The organism is Blastococcus xanthinilyticus, assembly GCF_008124835.1.
In the GTDB taxonomy this organism is placed as follows: Bacteria; Actinomycetota; Actinomycetes; order Mycobacteriales; family Geodermatophilaceae; genus Blastococcus; species Blastococcus xanthinilyticus.
In genome coordinates this window covers 121,604-141,709 of the sequence record NZ_VNHW01000001.1, presented here as the reverse complement: position 1 = coordinate 141,709, position 20,106 = coordinate 121,604, and the positions used below count along the sequence as shown (strand labels likewise).

At 74.8% G+C, this 20,106-nt stretch carries 17 protein-coding genes; 8 read left to right on the top strand and 9 right to left on the bottom strand.

Going from position 1 to position 20,106, the window contains the following annotated elements:
* Positions 1–154: 154 nt before the first annotated feature.
* From BD833_RS00680 to BD833_RS00660, 5 genes are all read left to right on the top strand, one after another.
* Positions 155–1,543: a serine hydrolase domain-containing protein gene (locus tag BD833_RS00680; RefSeq protein ID WP_166531203.1), complete on the top strand. Its 1,389-nt coding sequence runs from the start codon at positions 155–157 to the stop codon at positions 1,541–1,543.
* A gap of 122 nt (positions 1,544–1,665) precedes the next feature.
* A complete protein-coding gene (locus tag BD833_RS00675; RefSeq protein ID WP_166531202.1) occupies positions 1,666–3,261 on the top strand; it encodes an ABC transporter substrate-binding protein in 1,596 nt (531 codons plus the stop codon).
* A gap of 47 nt (positions 3,262–3,308) precedes the next feature.
* Complete coding sequence (locus BD833_RS00670; RefSeq protein WP_208092262.1) at positions 3,309–4,319, top strand: ABC transporter permease; 1,011 nt, start codon at positions 3,309–3,311, stop codon at positions 4,317–4,319.
* Between the two features lie 3 nt (positions 4,320–4,322).
* Positions 4,323–6,344 carry a dipeptide/oligopeptide/nickel ABC transporter permease/ATP-binding protein gene (locus BD833_RS00665; protein ID WP_166531201.1) on the top strand — a complete coding sequence of 674 codons (2,022 nt, stop codon included), beginning with the start codon at positions 4,323–4,325 and terminating at the stop codon, positions 6,342–6,344.
* Positions 6,341–7,318: an ABC transporter ATP-binding protein gene (locus BD833_RS00660; protein WP_166531200.1), complete on the top strand. Its 978-nt coding sequence runs from the start codon at positions 6,341–6,343 to the stop codon at positions 7,316–7,318. The genes BD833_RS00665 and BD833_RS00660 overlap by 4 nt, the downstream gene beginning before the upstream one ends.
* 24 nt (positions 7,319–7,342) lie before the next feature.
* Here BD833_RS00660 and BD833_RS23155 read toward each other — a convergent pair whose 3' ends face one another.
* The 7 genes from BD833_RS23155 to BD833_RS00625 form a co-directional block, all read right to left on the bottom strand.
* Positions 7,343–9,034 carry a PucR family transcriptional regulator gene (locus tag BD833_RS23155; RefSeq protein WP_208092261.1) on the bottom strand — a complete coding sequence of 564 codons (1,692 nt, stop codon included), beginning with the start codon at positions 9,032–9,034 and terminating at the stop codon, positions 7,343–7,345.
* Between the two features lie 92 nt (positions 9,035–9,126).
* Positions 9,127–10,233, bottom strand: a complete 1,107-nt coding sequence (menC, locus tag BD833_RS00650; protein WP_166531198.1) for an o-succinylbenzoate synthase — start codon at positions 10,231–10,233, stop codon at positions 9,127–9,129.
* Entirely contained in the window at positions 10,230–11,132 is a 903-nt protein-coding gene (locus BD833_RS00645) for a GNAT family N-acetyltransferase (RefSeq protein ID WP_166531197.1), read from the bottom strand. Before BD833_RS00645 ends, menC begins: the two co-directional genes overlap by 4 nt.
* 48 nt (positions 11,133–11,180) lie before the next feature.
* On the bottom strand, positions 11,181–12,359 hold the full coding sequence (locus BD833_RS00640; protein ID WP_243737361.1) for a M20/M25/M40 family metallo-hydrolase: 1,179 nt from the start codon (positions 12,357–12,359) through the stop codon (positions 11,181–11,183).
* A complete protein-coding gene (locus BD833_RS00635; RefSeq protein ID WP_166531196.1) occupies positions 12,356–14,353 on the bottom strand; it encodes a S9 family peptidase in 1,998 nt (665 codons plus the stop codon). The genes BD833_RS00640 and BD833_RS00635 overlap by 4 nt, the downstream gene beginning before the upstream one ends.
* Before the next feature lie 122 nt (positions 14,354–14,475).
* Positions 14,476–14,754 (bottom strand): hypothetical protein, encoded by a 279-nt coding sequence (locus BD833_RS00630; protein WP_166531195.1) that lies wholly within the window; start codon positions 14,752–14,754, stop codon positions 14,476–14,478.
* A gap of 172 nt (positions 14,755–14,926) precedes the next feature.
* The gene (locus BD833_RS00625; protein WP_166531194.1) at positions 14,927–15,661 is read right to left on the bottom strand and encodes a hypothetical protein; all 735 of its coding nucleotides are present in this window, start codon (positions 15,659–15,661) and stop codon (positions 14,927–14,929) included.
* Positions 15,662–15,729: 68 nt separating this feature from the next.
* On the opposite strand from BD833_RS00625, the gene BD833_RS00620 reads away from it, so the two are divergent.
* The 3 genes from BD833_RS00620 (at position 15,730) to BD833_RS00610 (ending at position 18,061) form a co-directional block, all read left to right on the top strand.
* On the top strand, positions 15,730–16,272 hold the full coding sequence (locus BD833_RS00620) for a hypothetical protein (protein ID WP_166531193.1): 543 nt from the start codon (positions 15,730–15,732) through the stop codon (positions 16,270–16,272).
* Between the two features lie 45 nt (positions 16,273–16,317).
* Positions 16,318–16,752, top strand: coding sequence for an NfeD family protein (locus tag BD833_RS00615; protein WP_166531192.1), 435 nt, complete (start codon positions 16,318–16,320; stop codon positions 16,750–16,752).
* Between the two features lie 76 nt (positions 16,753–16,828).
* Positions 16,829–18,061: an SPFH domain-containing protein gene (locus tag BD833_RS00610; protein ID WP_166531191.1), complete on the top strand. Its 1,233-nt coding sequence runs from the start codon at positions 16,829–16,831 to the stop codon at positions 18,059–18,061.
* Positions 18,062–18,530: 469 nt separating this feature from the next.
* On the opposite strand, the gene BD833_RS00605 is transcribed toward BD833_RS00610, so the two are convergent.
* Both BD833_RS00605 and BD833_RS00600 read right to left on the bottom strand, forming a co-directional pair.
* Positions 18,531–19,475 (bottom strand): RNA polymerase sigma factor SigF, encoded by a 945-nt coding sequence (locus BD833_RS00605; protein ID WP_166531190.1) that lies wholly within the window; start codon positions 19,473–19,475, stop codon positions 18,531–18,533.
* Positions 19,472–19,969 (bottom strand): ATP-binding protein, encoded by a 498-nt coding sequence (locus BD833_RS00600; RefSeq protein WP_166531189.1) that lies wholly within the window; start codon positions 19,967–19,969, stop codon positions 19,472–19,474. The genes BD833_RS00605 and BD833_RS00600 overlap by 4 nt, the downstream gene beginning before the upstream one ends.
* Positions 19,970–20,106: the final 137 nt, after the last annotated feature.

Below are 20,106 nucleotides of genomic sequence, written 5' to 3'. Positions count from 1 at the left end.
GCCGGAGTCGGTCGTGGCCGACCTGTGGCCGATCCGTGGCCGCAGCCTCCCGCCGATCCCCGGTGCGGATCTTCGTCGACCCGGACGAAGGGGCCGCGGCAGCCCTGGCCGGGCACACCAACAATCAACCTGCCGGCGCTCCTAGGGTTCCGGCATGACGAAGCTGGACGGGGTCGGCAGCTGGCTCCACGCGCGGCTGCCGGCCCTGATCGCCGAGCACGAGGTGCCGGCCGCCGCCGTCGCGGTCGGGCTGGACGGCGAGGTGGTCGACGCGGCCTCGGGTCTGCTCAGCACAGCCACCGGTGTCGAGGCCACGACCGACTCCCTGTTCCAGATCGGCTCGATCACCAAGGTCTGGACGGCGACGCTGGTGATGCAGCTCGTCGACGAGGGCCGGGTGGAGCTGGACGCCCCGGTCCGCCGCTACCTGCCCGGGCTGCGGCTGGCCGACGAGTCCGCCGCCGCGTCGATCACCGTCCGGCAGCTGCTGTCGCACACCGCCGGGTTCGAGGGCGACATCTTCACCGACACCGGCCGCGGCGACGACAGCCTGGAGAAGTACGTCGCCGGGCTGCACGACGTCCCGCAGCTCTTCCCGCCGGGAGAGCAGTTCTCCTACAGCAACGCCGGCTACTGCGTCCTGGGCCGGCTGGTCGAGGTGCTGCGGGAGAAGACCTTCGACGACTGCGTGCGCGACCACCTCGTCGCGCCGCTCGGCCTCACCCACGTCGCGGGCAGCCCGTACGAGGCGATCCTGCACCGGGTCGCGGTGGGTCACGTGCGCCCCGGGGAGGGCGAGGACCAGGTCCCCGCACCGATCTGGGCGATGGCCCGGTCCAACGCCCCGGCCGGCTCCATGCTCGCGATGCGCGCGCGCGACCTGGTCGCCTTCGCGCAGTTGCACATCGCCGGCGGGACGGCGGCCGACGGGGCGGGCCTGCTGACTCCCGGCGCGGTCGCCGCCATGCAGCGGCCCGAGGTGCGGCTGCCCGACATCCGCGTGATGGGCGATTCCTGGGGTCTGGGCTGGGAGCTCTTCGACTCGATGGGCACGCCGGTGATCGGGCACGACGGCAACACCATCGGCCAGGCGTCCTTCCTGCGGGTCGTGCCCGAGCGCGGGGTCGCCGTCGTCCTGCTCACCAACGGGGGCGACCCCTACGCCCTGTACCGCGACGTCGTCGGGCACGTCCTGCGGGAACTCGCCGACGTCGAGCTGCGGCCCCTGCCGGAGCCCCCGGCGGAGCCGGAGCCGGTGGACGCCGGCCGCTTCACCGGCACCTACAGCAGCCGCATCGCCGACCTGGTGGTGACCCAGGACGACGACGGTCGGATCTGGCTGGAGATGCGGCCGAAGGGCGAGGCGGTGGAGATGGGCGAGCGGCCCGAGCGCAGCGAGCTCGTCGGCTTCGCACCCGACACGCTGATCCCGCTCCGGGCCCAGTCGGGGCTGCACGTGCCCTTCGCCTTCCTGGGCGACGACGGCGCCGGTCACGCGCGCTTCATGCACATCGGCCGCGCCGTGCCGCGGGTCCGCGGGTGAGCGGCCGGCTCGTCAGCTGGGACGAGCCGCCCCGGTCCGCCTCGTGCTCCCGCACGAAGATCGGGCGCCGCGGACGGGGCAGCCTGTCCGCAACCGCCGTCCCACGGAGAAGAGGACCCACCATGAGGCTCATCGGCACCGGCATCGGCGCGTGCGTCGTCGTGACCGTCCTGGCCGGGTGCGGTGGTGACGACGGCGGCGGCGGCGGCGGCGGCAGCGGGGAAGGGAACGTCTCCGACGGCGGCACCTTCACCATGGCCATGGACTCCGATCCGGGCAACATCGACCCGCAGATGTCCGCGGCGAGCAACGTCTTTCAGCTGAGCCGCTTCGCCTATGACCCCCTGCTGCACCTGGACGACGAGGGCATGCTGGTGAGCGGCCTGGCCACCGACTGGTCGGTCGACGGGCAGGAGGTGACGCTGACCGTGGGCGAGGGGATCACCTGCGCCGACGGGACGCCGTTCACCGCGGCCGATGCAGCGGACAACATCAACTACGTGGCCGACCCGGCCAACCAGAGCCCGCTGCTCGGCCTGTACGTGCCGCCGGGAGCCGAAGCCAGCGCTGAGGGCTCGACTGTCACCATGACCCTCGCCGCCCCCGCGCCGTTCGTGCTGGAGGGCCTGGCCAACGTCCCCATGGTCTGCGCGAGCGGGCTGGAGGACCGCTCGGTGCTCGCCGACGAGACCCGCGGCACGGGGCCCTACGAGCTGAGCGAGGTCGTCCCCAGCGACCACTACACGTACACCCTGCGCGACGGCTACACCTGGGGGCCGGACGGGGCGACCACGGCCGAGGAGGGCATGCCCGACCAGGTCGTCGTCCAGGTGGTGCCCAACGAGACCACCTCGGCGAACCTGCTGCTGTCCGGCGGCCTGAACGCGGCCACGGTCGTGGGCCCGGACGCCCAGCGGTTGCTCGAGTCGGACCTGTTCGCCAGCCCGCTGAGCGGGGTCCTGGGCGAGATGTGGTTCAACCACCTGGCCGAGCGGCCGGCTGCCGACCCGGCCGTCCGCACCGCGCTGACCCAGGCGCTGGACCTGGACCAGCTGCAGGAGGTCCTCACCTCCGGCACCGGCATCGCCGCGACGACGTTCGCGGCCGCCGCACCGGTGGCCTGCCCGGGGGACTCCATCTCGGCTGCGCTGCCCACCGGCGGCCTGGCCGCGGCCCGGCAGACGCTGGACGACGCCGGCTGGACCGTGGGCTCCGGGGGCACGCGCGCCAAGGACGGGACTCCTCTCGCGCTCACCTTCGTCTACAACACGGGCCTGGGGTCGGGCGGCTCGGCGGCTGCGGAGCTCGCCGCCTCGACGTGGGAAGAGCTCGGCGCCGACGTGACCGTGACCGGCCAGGACGACACCGCACTGCTGGAGACCGTCTTCGGCAGCGGCAACTGGGACATCACCTGGCTGACGCTCAACGTGAGCAGCCCGGACCAGCTGGTGCCGTTCATGACCGGCCCGGCTGCCCCGGAGGGCAACAACTTCGCGCACATCGACAACGCGGACTACGCCGAGGGGGTGGCCGAGGCGATGACGATGAACGGCAGCGAGGGATGTGACACCTGGCTGGCGGCCGAGTCGGCGCTGGTCCGCGACGCCGACGTGATCCCCTTCGCCAACCAGCAGCTCAACACCTTCGGCAGTGGGGCACGTTTCGAGTCCGGCGCGGTCGTCGTCATCCCGACGAGCATCCGGATGCTGGCCGGCTGACCCTGCCGAGGAGGTCGGGGCGAGAGCAGCAGGGAAGGAGGCGCGGGTTGACCAGCACCTCGGCGGAACGCGGCGCGACCGCCGCGCACAGGGGGGTCGCGGCAGCGCTGGACGGTCCGTGGCCGCGCTTCGCCGCACGGCGTGTCGGCCGGCTGGTGGTCTCGCTGTGGGTGCTGGTCACCGCGTCGTTCCTGATGATCCACCTGATCCCCGGCGACCCGGTCCGGAGCGCGCTCGGGCCCACCGCCCCGGCAGCCCTCGTTTCCGCTCGCCGGGAGTCGCTGGGGCTCGACGATGCGCTGGTGGTGCAGTATCTGCACTTCCTGAGCGGGTTGTTCACCGGCGACCTCGGTACGTCGCTCACCTCGCAGCTGCCCGTCTCGCAGGTCATCGCCCAGCGACTGCCGTCCACCGTCCAGCTGGCGGTGCTGGCCTTCGGTGTCGCGTTCGCCCTGGCCGTCCCGATCGGCGTCGGTATGGGCGTCCTGACCCGCGGTGGGCGGGCTCGCGGCCGGGAGCTGGCCTTCTCCTCGAGCAGCGTCGTCCTCGGCGCCATCCCCGAGTTCCTGCTCGGCGTGGGCCTGGTCTACCTGTTCGCCGTCGAACTGGGCTGGTTCCCGGTGGCCGGTCGAAGCGACGCGAGCTCCTACGTGCTGCCGGTCCTGGCGCTGTCCCTCGGGCCGGCCGCTGCGCTGGCCCGGATCATGCGGGTGGAGATGCTGTCGGTGCTGCAGACCGACTACGTGCGCACCGCCCGGGCCAAACGGCTGCCGGCGCCGCGCATCTATCTGCGGCACGCGCTGCCCAACGCGCTGACCTCGACCATCACCCTGGGCGGGCTGTTGCTCAGCGCGCTGGTCGCCGGCACCGTGCTGGTGGAGAACGTGTTCGCCTGGCCGGGGCTGGGCAGCACGATCGTCGCATCGATCCTGGGCAAGGACTACCCGGTGGTGCAGGGCATCGTGCTGGTCTACGGCGCCGGGGTGCTCCTGGTGAACCTCGCCGTCGACGTCGCGCTGGCCCTGCTGGACCCCCGCTCGGCAATCCGGGAGAGCTGAGGGATGACGTCTCCGACGACCGACTCCGTGGAGGGAGCCCCGGCCGTGCCGCGGCGGCGGTCGGCCGTGCGCGCCCGCTGGCTGGCGGTGCTGCGTACCCCGGTCGGCGCGGGCGCCGGACTGCTGCTGGCCCTCGTCCTGCTGCTCGCGGTGTTCGCCCCGCTGCTGTGGAGCGACCGGGCGGAGACGTTCGACACCGGCTCGGTGCTGCAGGGTGCCTCGGCCGACCACTGGGTGGGCACCGACAACCTCGGCCGCGACCTGTTCTACCGGGTGCTGGTGGCGACCCGGCTCTCGATCGGGCTGGCCCTGATGGCCACCTCGATCGCGGTGGTGATCGGCCTGGTGCTGGGCACGGCACCGTTGCTGCTGGGCCGCCGCGCCGGGCGGCTGGTCACCGCCGGCGTCAACATCGCCGTCGCGTTCCCGGGGTTGCTGCTCGCGCTGTTCTTCGCCGTGGTGTTCGGGGTGGGCATGACCGGTGCGGTGCTGGCGATCGGGTTCGCCGGGGCGCCGGCCTTCGCCCGGCTCACCCACACCCTGGCCGCCGGCATCGCTGAGCGGGACTTCGTCGCCGCCGCCCGGATCGCCGGTGTCGGCCGGACCCGTCTGCTGCTGCGGCACGTGCTGCCCAACATCGGCGAGCCGCTGGTGGTGAACGCGACCATCGGTGCCGGCGGCGCGCTGCTGGCCTTCGCCGGGCTCTCGTTCCTCGGCCTGGGGGTGCAGGCGCCCAGCTACGACTGGGGGCGGCTGCTGCAGGACGGGCTGTCGGGCATCTACATCCATCCCGAGGCGGCGCTGGCTCCGGGCGTGGCCATCGTCGTCGCCGGCCTCGCCTTCAACCTCTTCGGGGAGGCCGTGGCCAAGGGGATCGGGCTGACCGCGACCGTCGGCGGCGGTTTCGGCCCGGCGGCGGGCCGGAGCCCGGACCGCGTCAGTGCCGCGCCGACCGACGACGGCCGGCCGGCGACCGACCCCGGGCGGGCCGAGGGCCGGCCGGTGCTCGACGTGCAGGACCTCTCGGTCAGTTTTCCCGGGCCGAACGGCCCGGTGCGGCCGGTCCGCGGGGTGAGCTTCCGGATCGGTCGCGGCGAGGCGGTCGGGGTGGTGGGGGAATCCGGATCGGGCAAGTCGCTGACCGCACTGGCCATCGCCCGGCTGGTCGAGCGCCCCGGGGTCGTCGACGCCGGGCGGCTGGAGTTCATGGGCACCGACGTCCTCGCCGGCAGCGACCGGAGCCACCGCCGGCTGCTGGGCACCGCCTTCGCCATGGTCTTCCAGGACCCGATGACCTCGTTCAACCCGACCCGGCGGATCGGCCGGCAGCTGGCCGAGGTGGCCGAGCAGCACCAGGGGATGAACCGCCGGCAGGCCTTCGGGCGGGCGGTCGACCGGCTGCGCAGCGTGCGGGTGCCCGCCGCCGAGCGCCGCGCACACCAGTACCCGCACGAGTTCTCCGGCGGGATGCGCCAGCGGGCGATGATCGGGATGGGCCTGATGGGGGAGCCGTCGCTGATCGTCGCGGACGAGCCGACCACCGCACTCGACGTCACCGTGCAGCGGCAGGTACTCGACCTGCTGGAGTCGGTCCGCGCCGCCGACGATGTCGCGCTGCTGCTGATCAGCCACGACGTCGCCGTCGTCGGTCAGGTGTGCGACCGGGTCCTGGTGATGTACGCCGGCCGGGTGGTGGAGGACCTGCCCGCCGCGGAGCTCAGGACCGGCGCGCGGCACCCCTACACCCGGGCGCTGGTCGCCACGGTGCCGGACATGCACGTCGACCTGGACCAGCCGTTGCCGACGATCCCGGGCCGGCCGGTCGACCCGGCCTCCCAGCCCCCGGGGTGCGCCTACGCCCCGCGCTGCCCGCTCGCCTCGGCGCGCTGCGTCGAGGAGGATCCGGCGCTGGCCGACGACGGGGCCGGCCGGCGGGTGGCGTGCTGGCACGCCGGCGAGATCGGCACGGACACCGACGTCCCCGGCGCGGCTCCGGTGGCACTCACCTCGGGGGAGCGGGCATGAGCGAGCTGCGGTTCGACGGCGTCACCATCCGGTACGGGAACCGACGGCGCGGTACCACCGCGGTCGACGGCGTCGACCTGACCGTTCCCGACGGCGCGGTCGTCGGGCTGGTCGGGGAGTCGGGGTCGGGGAAGTCCACCCTGGCCCGGGCCGCGGTCGGGCTCCTCCCGCTCACCGGGGGACAGATCCTGCTCGACGGGCAGCCGCTGCGGCACGGTTCCGGTCCCCGGCCGGTCCAGATGGTGTTCCAGGACCCGTACTCGTCCCTGGACCCCCGCATGACGATCGGGGACAGCATCGGCGAGGCGGTGCCCCGAGGTACCCGCTCGGCCGATCGCCGTCAGGAGGTGGCCCGGCTGCTCGAGCTCGTCGAGCTCGACCCCGCGCGTGCCGGCGCCTACCCGGCACAGCTCTCCGGCGGCCAGCGGCAGCGGGTGGCGGTGGCCCGCGCGCTCGCAGCCCGTCCGCAGGTGATCGTGGCGGACGAGATCACCTCCGCCCTCGACGTCTCGATCCAGGGCACCGTGCTCAACCTGGTGCGCCGGCTGCAGCGGGAGCTGGGCACCTCGATGCTGTTCATCTCGCACAACCTCGCCGTCGTCCGCTACGTGGCCAGCGAGATCGCGGTGATGTACCTCGGGCGCATCGTCGAGCACGGGCCCACGGCGGAGGTGCTCGCCGACCCGCAGCACCCCTACACCCGCGACCTCCTGGCGGCGGTGCCGGAGTCGACGCGCGCCCGTTCGGCGCCGGTGACGGCCGACCCCGCCCCGGCGGCGATCGCCGCTGCTGAGCCGGCCGATCCGCACGCCCCGCCGCCCGGCTGCCGGTACCACCCCCGGTGTCCCGTCGGACCGCTCGTGCACGGCGACCGCGAGATCTGCCGCACCACCGAGCCGACGGCCGAACACCGGCACGCGGCGGCCTGCCACTTCGCCCCGGCCGGGCGCCCCCTGCTCCGCGTCGCCGACTGACAACGGCACCGCGCCGACCGGCCCTCACCGGTGCGGCAGGCGCAGCTCCACCATCGCGGCGAACCGCGAGTCCGCGTCGTCCAGGTCGATGCCGCCGAGTTCCCGGATGCGGCGCAGCCGGTACCGGAAGGTGTTCGGGTGCACGTGCACCTGTGCGGCGGCGGCGATCGCGTCGCCGTGCGCGTCCAGCCAGGCCCGCAGCGTCTCCACCAGTTGGGTGCGGTGGGCCTCGTCGTAGGCGGCCAGCCGGGCCACCGGGCCGGCCGTGCGGTGTCCCTCCGCGGCGGCGAGATCGGCCAGCTGCAGCATCAGCGACTCGACGTGCACGTCGGCGGCGCGGGCCACCCGGCGGGAGCTGGTGCCCGAGCGCAGCACCCGCAGCGCCCGGTCGGCGCTGTCCCGGGACCGGACGAGCGCCGAGACGTCCGGTGCGACGGTGCCCACGCCGATCATCCCCGCCACCCGCCCGCCGGTGCGCTGCAGGAACTCGGTGGCGACGGCGGCGGCGCGTTCGTCGGCTGTGGCGGCGTCGGCGCTCACCGGGAGGACGGCGTAGCAGACCCCGCCGACCACCGCGACCACCGAGCCGGGGTGCAGGGCGCTCAGGTGCACCGCCAGCGCGTCGGCCGAGCGCTGCCGGTCGGCCTCCCGGCGGGCCAGCGTGAGCGTTCCCGCCCCGTCGCGGTCCTCGGTGAGCCCCATGGCGAGCACGAGCAGCGGCCGGCCGGCAAGTCCGAGCCGGCGCAGTGCGTCGACGGTGCCCGGGCCGCCCTCCAGCGCCGTGGCGACCAACTCGCTGGCAAGCCGGCGCTCGACGTCGGCGCCGGCGCGCATCCGCAGCAGGTGCAGGGCGACCAGCTTGGCGGAGTCGACGAGGCTCTGTTCGCAGGCGGGGCTCAGCGGCGCGTCCACGGCGGCCCAGATCGTGCCCAGGATCTCGTCGCCCGCGCGGACGGCGATGGCCACCCGGGACACCGTCACCTCCGGCATGGACAGCACGTCCGGCGACAGCCACACCGGCCGGTCGCTGCCGTACAGCCGCCGGAAGACTCCCTGGGCCTCCAGACCGCGGGTGAACCGGTCGGGCACCTGGCGGCCGAGGATGGTCTGGATCCGGGACTCGTCGGCCTCGTCCTGGCGGCCGGAGAAGGCCAGGATGCGGGAGCTGCGGTCCTCGATGGTGACCGGGGCGTCGATCAGCGCGGCGATGGCGTTGGCCAGCGCGAACAGGTCGCCGGCCGGCACCCCGCCCAGCGACTCCGGCTCCGCCGCGCCCACCCGCCCCTCGCCCAGCAACGAGCGCACCAGGGTGGCCAGCTGGTGCCAGCTCGCCCCGCGGGTCAGCGCCAGCAGCACCGTGCCGGTGCGCTCCGCGACCGCGGTGATCCGCTGATCCACGGGAGCCGGCGCGCGCACGACCAGCCCGGCGCCGCCAGCCCCCGCGGTCTGCGTCAGGAGCGCGAGGACGTCGTCGGGTTCGTGCACCCCCACGCCGAGCACCAGGGCACGCGGGGGCAGGACCGGGACGTCGATCGGGTCGTGGATGACCACGCCGCCCACGCCCTCCTCGGCGACGGGCAGGGTCGGGTCACCGGCGGCGACCTCGAGCAGCGTGGTGCCCAGGTGGTCGAGCACGTGGCCGAGGTTCGCCCGGGCCGGCGCGGTCAGCGCGGTCAGCGCCGTCAGACCCGGAACTGAGTTCGCAGACAGGCTCACACGGCCGACCCTATGGCCGGAGCGCATCGCCCGGGTTCGTCGTCCCGCACGACCGGATCGGCTCCGCGTAGGTGGGGACGACGAATCAGGTGTCAGCGGAGCGGGAGCTCCTGGACCGACGTGGTCACCTCGTCCAGCAGCAAGGGGTCGGGCTCGACCCCCAGGCCGGGACCGGTCGGCACCCGCAGGTGACCGTCCTCGAGGCGGAACGGCGGGGTGATGTCCGTGGCGTAGTACCGGTCCGACGCCGAGGTGTCCCCGGGGAGCACGAAGTTGGGCAGCGCGGCCAGGGCCACATTCGCCGCCCGCCCCAGCCCCGTCTCCAGCATCCCGCCGCACCACACCGGCACCCCGTGCGCGGCACAGACGTCGTGCACCCGGCGGGCCTCCAGGTAGCCGCCGACACGGGCCGGCTTCACGTTGACGATCGAACAGGCGCCGAGGGTGATCGCGGCCGCCGCGCTGCGGGCGGAGGTGATCGACTCGTCCAGGCAGATCGGCGTCCGCACCGTCTTCCCCAGCTCCACGTGCCCCAGGACGTCGTCCTCGGGCAGTGGCTGCTCGATCAGCAGCAGGTCGAAGGGGTCCAGCCGGGCCAGGTGCCGGGCGTCGGAGACGGCGTAGGCGGCGTTGGCGTCCACCTGGAGCGCGACGTCGCCGAACCGCTCGCGGACGGCACGCACCGGCTCGACGTCCCAGCCCGGCTCGATCTTCAGCTTGATCCGCAGGTACCCGGCGTCCAGATAGCCGCCGACGGAGTCGAGCAGCGCGTCGATCGAGTCCATGATCCCGACCGAAACTCCGCAGGGGACCCGGTCGGTGGCCGCACCCAGGAAGGAACCGAACGACCGGCCGGCCGCGCGCAGCCCGGCGTCCAGGACGGCGGTCTCCAGCGCCGCCTTGGCCATGAAGTGCCCGGCGAACGGAGCCAGGACGCGTCCGACGGCGTACGCGTCGAGGTCCGGGGTGGCGGCCACGGTCGGGACGAAGAACCGGGTCAGCACGTCGGCGACGCCGTCCACGTACTCGGCCGAGTACCTGGGATCGGCCAGCGCCGCGCATTCGCCCCATCCCTCACCGACGTCGGTGCGCACCCGCACCAGCAGGATGTCGCGGGCGGTCTGGCTCCCGAAGGAGGTCCGGAACGGGGCGACGAGCGGCATGGCGATCCGCCGCAGTTCCACGGATTCGAGCTTCACAGCGTGGGACCTCCCGGTGCCTCGACGACGTACCAGCCCTCCTGGGCGAAGCCGCGCACGCGGGCGCCGCCCCCCAGGGCATCGCGGACGGCCAGCCGCCAGGCGGCCGCCAGATCGGGATCGCTGAGTCGCAGCGCTTCCACGTCGGGCGGCACCGCCACCAGGAGAGGCACACCGGGCGGTGCGGCGGTGATGACCGGGCCGCCGTCCGGGCCGGGGGCGACCACGTCGACCGCGCCGGCGGCGCGCAGGGCGGTGAGGTCGACCTGCGGTGGCTCCCCGGCGACCGCGCGGATCACCGCCTCGCTGTCCAGTGCCCACGAGGCGAGCAGCCGGTCGGAGGAGTCGTTGCCGTTGATGGTGTCGGCCATCCGGCCGTAGAAGTCCGGTAGGTACTCCAGTGGGCTCGCCGCCAGCCGGCCCAGGTTGAACCAGGCGTTGCGGCGGACCAGCGGGTCGAAGGTCCAGCTGATCCGGGTGATGCCGCGCTCGAGCGCCCAGGCCCGCTGGTGCAGCTTCAGTGCCCGGCCGATGCTGCGCCGCTGCGCGGACCGCGCGACCCCGGTGACGTGGCTGTGCAGCGCGGTGCCTGCGGGCGCGGCGAAGAAACCGACGGATGCGCCGACCAGCCGCGTGCCGTCGTAGGCGCCGGTCAGTGGGTTGCCCGCCTTGGCCATGGCCCGCATGAGCTCCACGGTGACCGGGCGGTTGTCCGGTGCGGGATGCCAGATGGAGTCGAACAGCGCCTGCACCTCGTGCAGCGGTTCGAGCCCGACCAGTTCCACGATCCGGACGCCCGACCGGGCCGCGGCCGCGGTGGCGGCCAGGACGGCGGCACCGGCCAGGCCCGCGCCGTCGGCGGAGCCCGTCGCCGGGCTCCCGTCCATGAGGTCGGTCATGGCCACCATGGTGGGACGTGCCGACGTCCCGGGCTTGGTGCGGGGCTCTCATTCACCGGCGGTCTCTTCGTCCGGATCACCGACGCCCCGGACCGCCAGCAGCTCGGCGAGCAGTCCGGCCAGCAGCGCCGCCCGGCCGGGCAGCTCGTCGGCCAGCGCGTGCTCGTGCGCTGCGTGCGCGCCACCGCCGACGGCACCCAGGCCGTCGAGGGTCGGCACCCCCGCGCCGGCGGTGAAGTTGCCGTCCGACGCCCCGCCGACGGTGGTGCCCTCCGGCGCGGGCAGGCCGAGCCGGGCCGCCACCGCGCCGGCGAGCGCGAACAGCCCCGCCGACGCCTTCTCCTCCAGCGGCGGCCGGTTGATGCCGCCGCGCAGCTCGAGCGCCGCGCCGGGCAGTCGGGGTATCAGCGCCCGCATGCCCTCGTCGACCCGCTGCTGCTCCGCCACGGTCAGCGCCCGGACGTCGACCGCCAGCCGCCCGGCGGCCGGGACGGTGTTGGTGGTCGTCCCCGAGGTGAGTGCGGTGGGGGTGACCGTGGTCCCGAGCGCAGGATCGGCGAGGGCGGCGATGGCGAGCACCTGGCCGGCCAGCTCCAGGGTCGTGTTGACCCCTCGCTCCGGCTCCAGGCCGGCGTGCGCGGCGCGACCGGTGACCACCAGGTCGTACATCGACGCGCCCTTGCGGCCGGTCTTCAGCGCTCCGCCGTCGGCGCTCGCCTCGAGCACCAGGGCGGCGGCGCAGCCCCTGGCCTCCTCCCGGATGAGGTCCGCCGACGTCGGCGAGCCGATCTCCTCGTCACCGGTGACCAGCACCGTGACGCCGTCCAGGTCGGCGCCGGCGGCGCGCAGCCGGTCCAGCGCCGTGAACGCCAGCACGATGCCGGCCTTCATGTCGAAGCAGCCCGGACCGCGGATCACCCCGTCGGTGACCGACCACGGGATCTCCGCCAGGGTGCCCAGCGGCCAGACCGTGTCCTGGTGGCAGAGCACCAGGACCCGGCGCGGGCCCGGGCCCAGCCGCCAGCGCAGGTGCGTGCGGCCGTCGAGCACCAGCGTCTCGGGCTGGGCGCCCAGCGCGCGGGCGCCCTGGGCGGCGACCAGCCGGGCGCCGGCGGCGACCGCGATCAGGTCGTTGGACGGCGTCTCGCAGGTCACCAGCTGCTGGAGGTCGGCGAGCATGGCCGGGAGCAGCTGGGTGAACGCGTCGACCGGCAGCACGGTGCTCACGGGGCGCCCACCAACTCGGCGACGGGCGACCCCACGTGCTCCCGGACCCACGCGACCACCCGCCGGCTGTAGTCGAGCCGGTGGGAGGGCCGGCCGTCGAGGACGAACAGGTGCGACCCACCGGGGAAGAGCACCAGCTCGGTGGGCACGCCCCGGGTGCGCAGGGCGGTGAACCACTGCTCGGCCTGTCCCATCGGGCACCGCTCGTCGGCCCCGCCCTGCAGCACCAGGGTGGGGGTGCGCACGCGGTGCACGTGGGTGAGGGGGGAGTGCGCCCGGGCCGCCTCGGGATCGGTGAGCGCGTCGCCGAACTCCAGCGCCAGCGCCCGCCCCGCGTCGCTCGTCCCGGTCATGCTGGTGAGGTCGGCGACCACGCCGCCCGCGATCGCGGCGGCGAACCGGTCGGTGCGGCCGGTGAGCCAGCAGGTCATGTACCCGCCGTAGCTGTACCCGGTGACCGCCAGCCGGTCGGCGTCGGCGAGGCCCTCGGCGACGAGGGTGTCGAGCGGGTCGAGGAGGTCGCGTTCGTCGGCCGTGCCCCACGCCCGCACCGCGCCGGTGAAGAACTCCCGCCCGTAGCCGTCGCTGCCGCGCGGGTTGAGCAGCAGCACCGCCCAGCCGGCCGCGACCAGCTCCTGGTGGTACGGGTGGGCGGCGTCGGCGATCGGTGACCAGGCGTTGTGCGGGCCGCCGTGCACGTCCAGCAGCAGGGGAGCGGGCCGGGGTGCGGCCGGGTCCACCAGCAGCCAGCCGTGCACCTCGGTGCCGTCGTGCACCCGGAAGCTGCGTGGCTGCGGCACGGCCAGCTCGACGTCAGGCAGCGAGCCCCGGGTGTGCGCGCTGAGCCGGGTCAGCCCGCCGGTGGTCAGGTCGACGACCGCGATCTCGCCGAAGGTCCGCGGGTCGGCCAGCACGACCGCGGCGACGTCGGCGTGCGCGGCCACCGACAGCCCGGCGACGACGACGTCCGCGCCGGTCACCAGCGGCCGCGGGGCGCCGCCGCCGTCGACGGCGGTGACCCAGACGTGCGAGCAACCGCGGTCGCGCACGCAGAAGACGACCTCGCCGCCGTCCCGGGTCAGCTGCGGCAGCCCGCCGGGATAACCCGGACCGCCGGGCATGACGTTGCGGTCCAGCGCGGCCGCCAGGTCGACCGGCGCCCCGCCCCCGAGCGGCTGGCGGAGCAGACCGTCGTGGCCCACGGAGACGGTCGGGCGGCCGACCACGAGCAGCGCCGTCCCGTCGCGGGTCCAGAGCAGCGGGCCGGCGGTGCCCGCACCGTCGCCGATCCGCTCCAGCGGGCCTGCGGGCGGGGCGTCACCGGGAAGCTCGGCGGGCACCTCGACCACGTGCACCGGCGTCCGGGCAGTGAGGTCGGCGTCGGGATCGGTTCCGGCGGCGAAGGCCAGCCGGCTGCCCTCCGGTGACCAGGCCGGGCGCCCGGCGTGCCAGTCGCCGTCGGTGAGCCGCGCCACCGCGCCCGTGGCGACGTCCAGGACGTGCAGGTGCTGGCGGGAGTCGCCCAGGTGACCGGCGCCGTCGGCCTTGTAGCCCAGCCGCGTGGCGACGAGCGGGGCGTGCTCGGACCGCTCGCCGCTGCGGTCGACCGGCGCGCAGAAGGCGATGCGGGCTCCGTCGGGACTCCAGACCGGGGCGCCCGCGCCGAGGGGCAGCCGGGTGACCTGCTCGGCCTCCCCGCCGTCGACCGGGAGGAGGTGCAGCTGGGCCGGGCCGTCGCCGGCGCGCAGGAACGCGATCCGGTTCCCCTCGGGCGAGAACGCCGGGGCCGTGTCCGCCGCGCCGTGCGTCAGCCGCGCGGGGGCACCCCAGCCGTCCGCGGTCGCCCGGACCGACCACAGCGCCCGGCGGTCGGTGTCGGAGCTCCGGTCGCTGGTCCGCAGCACGTAGACGACGTGCCGCCCGTCCGGCGCGAGCGTGGGGTCACCCGGGACCTCGAGCGACAGGAGGTCCTCGGGATCCAGCGGTCTTCCCATGCCGCCGAGCGTGCTGGCCCGGCCGGGGCCGGTCATCGTGCCCGCCGACGAAGGACCGCCCCCGGCTGTGGGCGGCACGACGACGACCGACCGGACGGCGCTCTCCGGGGCGACCGGGCCGGTCAGCCGGCCACCGTGAGCGCGGCACCCCAGTGGACGTCGACGTCCAGCACGCTGGGCACGCGCTGCAGCCGGAGAGCGACGAGCTCCAGCTCCTCGGCTCCGGAGACGAGGTCGAGCCGGACGGCCCACCTGCCCTCGCCCGCCTCCTCCGCCTCGAAGCGGGTGAAGACGTGACGACGTCCGGTCAGCAGGGCGAGGACCCGCTGGACGCCGACGACGTCGGTGACGGTGACGTGCACCCTGGCGGTGTTGCTGGTGTGACCGTGGCGGGGGAACATGCTGCCTCCGAGCCTGAGACGGCTCTGGTGGGTCGGGGCGCCCTCGAAGCGCTGCTCACGGACCCGGCGGCGCGAGGATCAGACGCCGACGGGCCCGCAGCTAATGAGTCGGCCGGCCACGGCGACAGGCTAGGTCCGCGCCCGGCGATGGGCAAGCAGCGCGCCGGTGGTCTCAGCGGGGGACGGCGTTGTACGCGGCGGTGATCGCCGCGCGGACGGCGTCCGACAGCGGCCGCAGCGCCGCGTCGCGGGCCGCGGCCTGCCCGTGGGTGACCGCGGCGCCCGGTGCGTCGGTCGTGGCCAGGTCGAGGACGGCGGCCAGCCGCTGGGCCCGGCCGAGCACCGAGAGCGCGAGCGGGTCGTGGTCGTCGGGGAGCCCCGGCGCCGGGCGGGGCCGGGCGAGGTCGGCCAGCAGCTCGGGCACCTCGGGGTGCCACCGGGCGAGGTCCAGGTCGGCCAGCGTGCGCGCGGCGTCGACCATGGCGAGGTCCAGCGCGCCGGACGCCGCCCGCAGCGAGCCCTCGACAGGCGGGGGCGGGAGTGCGAGGCCGTCCAGGGGGAACGCCGCCCACGTCACCACCTCCGGCCCGGGGCTGGGCACGAGCACCAGCCGGTCGCCGACCGCCGCCTGGCCGGCCTCCACGGCGGCCGGGACCAGGCCCGGGACCGCCGGCAGCCCGCGGACGTCCCCAGGGACGGGCAGCACCAGGTGCAGCCGGCGCTCACCCAGCCCGCGCAGCGCGGCCAGGGCGGTCCCGAGCGGCTCGGCGGCCGCGGACCCGGGCATCCCGGTGACCAGGTGGGCGTGCTCCCCGGTCACCCGGTCGAGGGCTTCGTCGAAGGACGTGCGGCCGGAGAGCCAGGCGGTTGCCCATACTGCGACGCGGCCGGCGGGGAAGTCGTGCACCGGCCGAGGCTACGTGGCGGTCGCCGCGGCACCGCCCGGTGCGCGGTGCGGGCGGAGGAGGAGCAGCGGTGAGCCGACAGGAGACCGCGGTCGAGCCGGATCGTCCCGGCGCCGAGGTGCCGACGGACGCGGGTCGGCGCAGCCGCCAGGGGGCGCTGGTCCTGATGGTCCTGGGCGCAGCCGCCCTCGTCAGTCAGCTGGACGGGCCGACGCACCAGCGGCTGGGGCCGTGGCTGGACTCCCTGTCCGCCTGGCAGCGGGCCGCGCTGGGCCTGGCGGTGGGCGCGGTCGCGGCCGCGCCCCGGCTGCTCAAGCTGCTGCCCGAGGTGTGGCGCCGGGTGCGCTGGCCGGTCGACGCCGTCACCGTCCTGGCCGGGATCTGGGTGTGCACCGTCTGGATCAATCCGCGGGGAGGCTCCGGGTTCCGGTGGGCCGAGTACCGGGACGACGCCGGCTGGTTCATCCCGGCGTCGGTCGCCACCTTCCTCGCCGTCGTCGTCGCGGTGGAGGTCCTCGCCTCCCGGGCGCGGGCCCGGCGCGAGCAGCTCGCCTACGCCGCTCTGCTGGCCCGGGAGCGGGCCGAGGTCTCCGCCCGGCGCCGGCGCCGCTGAGGCGCGTCCGACGGTGCGGGCGCTTCCTTCTGCCAGACTCTGACCATGGCCTGGTTGCTGTGGCTGATCGGAGCGGGGCTGCTCGCCGTCGGCGAGGTGCTCACGCTCGACCTCGTGCTGCTCATGCTCGCCGGTGGCGCGCTCGGCGGCATGACCGTGGCACTGCTCGGCGGGGCGGCGATCCTGCAGATCGTCACGTTCATCGTCATCTCCGGTGTGCTGCTGGCCCTCGTCAGGCCGATCGCGACCAAGCACCTGACCGAGGGCACGCCGCTGCAGCTCGACGGCGTCGACACCCTCATCGGCAAGACCGCGAAGGTCACCGAGGCCGTCGACTCCTCGACCGGGCGCATCCGGGTGGGCGCCGACGAGTGGACCGCACGCAGCCAGCACAGCGGCGAGGCCTACGCGGTCGGTGACACGGTCCGGATCCTGCAGGTGGACGGTGCGACGGCGGTCGTCGGCGACGCGCTGGAGTGACAGTTCCACAGGGGTGATGACCCCGGCGGACGCGGCAGGGCAGGATCAGCGGTGACCCCGACGAAGGGAGCCCGCCGTGGATGCGGCACTCATCGCACTGATCGTCGTCGCGCTGCTGGTGATCGTCGTGATCGCCAAGAGCGTGACCATCGTGCCCCAGGCACAGGCCAAGGTCGTCGAGCGGCTGGGCCGGTACAGCCGGACCCTGTCGCCCGGCCTGTCGATCCTGGTGCCGTTCATCGACCGCGTACGGGCGACGATCGACCTGCGCGAGCAGGTCATCTCCTTCCCGCCGCAGCCGGTCATCACCGCCGACAACCTGCAGGTCGGCATCGACACCGTCGTGTACTTCCAGGTCACCGACCCCCGCCTGGCCGTGTACGGCATCGCCAACTACATCACCGGCATGGAGCAGCTGACCACGACGACGCTGCGCAACGTCGTCGGTGGGCTGAACCTCGAGGGCGCCCTCACCGGCCGCGACGGGATCAACAGCCAGCTGCGCTCCGTGCTCGACGGCACCACCGGGCCCTGGGGCCTGCGCGTGGCCCGCGTGGAGATCAAGGCGATCGACCCGCCGCTGTCCATCCAGGACTCGATGGAGAAGCAGATGCGCGCCGACCGCGACAAGCGCGCCATCATCCTGACCGCGGAGGGCCAGCGGCAGGCGGCGATCACCTCGGCCGAGGGCGAGAAGGCCGCCGCGATCCTGTCGGCGGAGGGCAAGAAGCAGTCGGCCATCCTCGAGGCGGAGGCCGAGCGGCAGAGCCGGATCCTGCGCGCCGAGGGTGAGCGCGCCGCCCTCTACCTGCAGGCGCAGGGCCAGGCGAAGTCGATCGAGACCGTGTTCCAGGCGATCCACGACGGCAAGCCCGACCAGGGCCTGCTGGCCTACCAGTACCTGCAGACGCTGCCGCAGATCGCGCAGGGCGACGCCAACAAGATGTGGATCGTGCCCAGCGAGTTCAGCAAGGCGCTGGAAGGGCTGGCCAGCCTGGGGGGGGCCGAGGGCGGCAAGTCCTGGATGGACGTCGACCCGTCGCAGGGCACCGCCGCCAACGGCCGCACCGGCCCCGCGGACGGCGGCCTGGACACCAGCAGCTGGTTCGAGTCGCAGCTGCCGGCCGCAGCCGACCAGCCGGAGGCCCGCATCGAGCTGTCCAGCATCACCGACTCGGCGCCGGCCGTCCCGACGCCGCCGCCGCTGTCGGAGGTCACCGCCGACGTGCGGGACAGCGGCCCGGCCGCCGACCCCGTCGTCCGCGAGCAGTTCGGCGCGACCGACGAGGGTGACGGGCAGCCCCGGTAGCCCGACGGTCGTACGCGGTGGCCCGGAACCCCTTGGGGTGCCGGGCCACCGTCGTCTCGTGGGTCGTCCGGGACATGGGCTGCCGGTCGGGGACGGCTCCTGGTGGCGGTGGGCCGGTCGCGGGGCCCGGAGGGTTCCCGGCCGGGACATGGGCAGCGGCTCGTCGCCGGCCGGGAACGGCTCCTGGCCGCGGTGGGCCGGTCGCGGGGCCCGGAGGGTTCCCGGCCGGGACATGGGCTGCGGCTCGTCGCCGGTCGGGAACGGCTCCTGGCCGCGGTGGGCCGGTCGCGGGGCCCGGAGGGTTCCCGGCCGGGACATGGGCTGCGGCTCGTCGCCGGTCGGGAACGGCTCCTGGCCGCGGTGGGCCGGTCGCGGGGCCCGGAGGGTTCCCGGCCGGGACATGGGCAGCGGCTCGTGCCCGGTCGGGAACGGCTCCTGGTCACGATGCGGTCCGGAGGACCGCGATGTCTCAGTCCTTGAGCAGGCCCTCGCGGAGCTTGGCCAGGGTCTGGCTGAGCAGCCGCGAGACGTGCATCTGGGAGATGCCGATGTCGGCGGCGATCTGCGACTGGGTCATGTTCCCGAAGAACCGCAGGATCAGGATGCGTCGTTCGCGGGCCGGGATGGTGGCCAGCAGCGGCTGCAGGGACTCGCGGTACTCCACGCCCTCGAGCGCCGCGTCCTCCTCGCCGAGGGTCGCCGCCAGCGTGGGGGAGTCGTCCTCGCCGGACAGGCGCTCGTCCAGCGAGCTGCTCCGGTAGGCGTTGGCCACGGCCAGGCCCTCGAGCACCTCGGCCCGCGGGATGCCGAGGTGCTCGGCCAGCTCCGACGGCGTCGGGGCGCGACCGTTCTTCTGGGCGAGCTCGCCGACGGCCGCGTTGAGCGACAGGTGCAGCTCCTGCAGCCGGCGGGGCACCCGCACCGACCAGCCCTGGTCGCGGAAGTGCCGCTTGATCTCCCCGGTGATGGTCGGCACCGCGAAGGAGAGGAACTCCACGCCGCGGGTCGGGTCGAACCGGTCGATGGCGGCGATCAGGCCGAGGGTGCCGACCTGCAGCAGGTCGTCGAAGGGCTCCCCGCGGTTGCTGAACCGGCGGGCGAAGTGCCGGACGAGGGGCAGGTGCTCCTCGACCAGGATCTCCCGGAGCCGCTCGCGCCGGGGGTCGTCCTTCTCCAGGCCGGCGAGCTCGGCGAACAGCGGCGCGGTGCGCTCGGCCCGCTTCCGGTTCTCCGACAGCGGCGGTGCATCGGGCTCGACGACCGGGGCGTCCGGCACCGCCGCGGGCTCAGCGGCTGCCTCGACGGCCGGCTCGTCGGGCGTGCCGGCCGGCGTCTGGTCCGCGGGGTCCGGGGGAGTGCCGGGGATGGTGTCCAGCGGTTCCTCCTCGATGGAGTCGGTGGCCGACCGGCTCACCGGGCCACCGAGAGATTCTGCCCCGAGTCGCCGCCCGTACCGAAGGGGTGCTGGCCGGGGAGGTACTTGTCCAGGGAGATCACGGCGACCGCGCCGTCGGAGTCCTCGCCGCCGGGCATCTCGCGCTGGGTGGAGCGGTGGCCCTCGACCGTGTCGACCAGGGCCGCCAGCACGACCCAGCCGAAGCCGTCGGTGGGCACCTCGGTCCCGGTCGCGGCAGGCACCCAGGCGTCGATGTGCAGCCCGGCGCGCGTCGTCTCGAACACGACGGTCAGCGGGGCGTCGCCCAGGACGATCGTCGACAGGATCGCGCAGGCCTCGTCCACCGCGAGGCGGAGGTCCTCCACGGCGTCCAGGTCGTAGTCCATCCGCATCGCCAGGTCACCGGCCATGGCCCGTACCGCCGGCAGCTGGGTCGCCGTGGTGGGCACCCGCAGCTCCAGCCGCTCCACGCGTCGTCCGTCCTGCGCGAGGGCGCCCCTCGAGTCGACCATCCGTCGTCCGCTCCTTCGTTCCCGGCGCGCTCGGCTCTCGAGCCGCGGCGGTCCATCGTCTCGGGCGGTCCGGCCACGGGTGGGGCCGGCCGGTCTCCCGGGGTGGTGCACAAGCACGCTGCTTACCCCGGCGCGCC